The 3,222-nt window shown below is 54.4% G+C and carries 2 rRNA genes; both read right to left on the bottom strand.

Annotation, left to right across the window (positions count from 1 at the left end):
- A 5S ribosomal RNA gene (gene rrf / locus ACT3TC_RS17020) occupies positions 1 to 108 on the bottom strand; the annotation flags it as partial.
- 124 nt (positions 109 to 232) lie between these two features.
- Positions 233 to 3,125: ribosomal RNA gene (locus tag ACT3TC_RS17015) — 23S ribosomal RNA — on the bottom strand.
- Positions 3,126 to 3,222: the final 97 nt, after the last annotated feature.

Here is a 3,222-nt window from a genome sequence, read left to right as displayed (position 1 = left end):
ATGACCTACTCTCGCATGGGGAGACCCCACACTACCATCGGCGCTAAGCGGTTTCACTACTGAGTTCGGCAAGGGATCAGGTGGTTCACGCTCGCTATGGTCGTCAGGCGTAACTGTCAATGTACATCATGCTGTGTCGTGTGATCGTCTCTCGTGCCAGGCGTTTGCTCGCCCAGCGCGCGTATCCGGTATCTTCATCGTTGTCACTGCGACCAGACCCCTTGGGTGTTATAGGGTCAAGCCTCACGGGCCATTAGTACACGTTAGCTCAACACCTTGCAGTGCGTCCACACCGTGCCTATCAACCAGCTGGTCTCGCTGGGCCCTTCAGGAGGCTCAAGGCCTCGGGGATGTCTCATCTTGAAGGGGGCTTCCCGCTTAGATGCTTTCAGCGGTTATCCCGTCCGACCATAGCTACCCGGCAATGCCACTGGCGTGACAACCGGAACACCAGAGGGTCGTCCACTCCGGTCCTCTCGTACTAGGAGCAGCTCTTCTCAAACATCCAACGCCCACGGCAGATAGGGACCGAACTGTCTCACGACGTTCTAAACCCAGCTCGCGTACCACTTTAAATGGCGAACAGCCATACCCTTGGGACCGACTTCAGCCCCAGGATGTGATGAGCCGACATCGAGGTGCCAAACACCGCCGTCGATGTGAACTCTTGGGCGGTATCAGCCTGTTATCCCCGGAGTACCTTTTATCCGTTGAGCGATGGCCCTTCCATACAGAACCACCGGATCACTAGAACCTGCTTTCGCACCTGCTCGACGTGTCTGTCTCGCAGTCAAGCACCCTTATGCTCTTGCACTCATTGCACGATGTCCGACCGTGCTGAGGGTACCTTCGTGCTCCTCCGTTACTCTTTGGGAGGAGACCGCCCCAGTCAAACTACCCACCACACACTGTCCTCGATCCGGATAACGGACCTGAGTGAGAACGCCAATGATGCCAGGCTGGTATTTCAAGGTTGGCTCCCTTCGAACTGGCGTCCGAAGTTCAAAGCCTCCCAGCTATCCTACACAGGCAACATCAGCGTCCAGTGTGAAGCTATAGTAAAGGTTCACGGGGTCTTTCCGTCTAGCCGCGGGTACACCGCATCTTCACGGCGATTTCAATTTCACTGAGTCTCGGGTGGAGACAGCGTGGCCATCATTACGCCATTCGTGCAGGTCGGAACTTACCCGACAAGGAATTTCGCTACCTTAGGACCGTTATAGTTACGGCCGCCGTTTACCGGGGCTTCAATCAAGAGCTTCGGACGAATCCTAACACCATCATTTAACCTTCCGGCACCGGGCAGGCGTCACACCCTATACGTCCTCTTGCGAGTTGGCAGAGTGCTGTGTTTTTAATAAACAGTTGCAGCCACCTGGTATCTTCGACCGGTTCGGGCTGAAGGAGCAAGTCCTCTCACCCTACGCCGGCGTGCCTTCTCCCGAAGTTACGGCACCATTTTGCCTAGTTCCTTCACCCGAGTTCTCTCAAGCGCCTTGGGATTCTCACCCTGACCACCTGTGTCGGTTTGGGGTACGGTCGCACATGATCTGAAGCTTAGAGGCTTTTCCTGGAAGCGTGGCATCAATGACTTCGACACCGTGGTGTCTTCGTCTCGTCTCTCGGCTTTGAAGGGTCCCGGATTTACCTGAGACCCAGGCCTACTGACTTTCACCAGGACAACCAACGCCTGGCCCACCTAGCCTTCTCCGTCCCCCCATCGCAATCATGTCCGGTACGGGAATATTAGCCCGTTTCCCATCGACTACGCCTTTCGGCCTCGCCTTAGGGGCCGACTCACTCTGCTCTGATTAGCATCGAACAGAAAACCTTGGTCTTCCGGCGGGGGAGTTTTTCACTCCCCTTATCGTTACTCATGTCAGCATTCGCACTCGTGATACCTCCAGCAAGCTTCTCAACTCACCTTCATCGGCTTACACGACGCTCCTCTACCGCTCATCCTAAGGATGAACCCGTAGCTTCGGTATCTGGTTTAGCCCCGTTACATCTTCCGCGCAGGCCGACTCGACTAGTGAGCTATTACGCTTTCTTTAAAGGATGGCTGCTTCTAAGCCAACCTCCTAGCTGTCTGAGCCTTCCCACATCGTTTCCCACTTAACCAGAATTTGGGGACCTTAGCTGACGGTCTGGGTTGTTTCCCTTTTCACGACGGACGTTAGCACCCGCCGTGTGTCTCCCACGCTTGCACTCACCGGTATTCGGAGTTTGCCTCGGGTTGGTAAGTCGGGATGACCCCCTAGCCGAAACAGTGCTCTACCCCCGGCGGTGATACGTGAGGCGCTACCTAAATAGCTTTCGAGGAGAACCAGCTATCTCCGGGCTTGATTAGCCTTTCACTCCGATCCACAAGTCATCCAAATCTTTTTCAACAGATCCTGGTTCGGGCCTCCAGTTGATGTTACTCAACCTTCACCCTGCTCATGGATAGATCGCCCGGTTTCGGGTCTATATCCAGCGACTGTGTCGCCCAGTTAAGACTCGGTTTCCCTACGGCTCCCCTATACGGTTAACCTCGCCACTGAATATAAGTCGCTGACCCATTATACAAAAGGTACGCAGTCACAGAACAAGTCTGCTCCTACTGCTTGTACGCACACGGTTTCAGGATCTATTTCACTCCCCTCTCCGGGGTTCTTTTCGCCTTTCCCTCACGGTACTGGTTCACTATCGGTCAGCCAGGAGTATTTAGCCTTGGAGGATGGTCCCCCCGTCTTCAGTCAAGGTTTCTCGTGCCCCGACCTACTCGATTTCACAGGATCAGATTTTCGACTACGGGGCTATCACCCGCTATGGCCGAGCTTCCCAGCTCGTTCGTCTAATCAGTCACCTGCTTAAGGGCTGGTCCCCGTTCGCTCGCCGCTACTGGGGGAATCTCGGTTGATTTCTTTTCCTCAGGGTACTTAGATGTTTCAGTTCCCCTGGTTCGCCTCCTGCACCTATGTATTCAGTACAGGATACTGACCTTGTGGTCAGTGGGTTTCCCCATTCAGAGATGTCCGGGTCACAGGTTGTTTGCCACCTCGCCGAACCTTATCGCAGGCTTCCACGTCTTTCATCGCCTCTGGCTGCCTAGGCATCCACCGTGTGCGCTTCATTGCTTGACCCTATAACCCGAAGGAGTCTGGTATCTCGCAATGACAACGATTGCCGGATACGCTTGAGACGTATCACACAACAATTACGTATCAACGTTTTAAAAAA

Origin of the sequence: Halomonas sp. AOP27-A1-41, assembly GCF_052378605.1 — a bacterium.
Classification (GTDB): Bacteria; Pseudomonadota; Gammaproteobacteria; order Pseudomonadales; family Halomonadaceae; genus Vreelandella; species Vreelandella citrativorans.
This window is presented reverse-complemented; position numbering and strand designations above follow the sequence as displayed.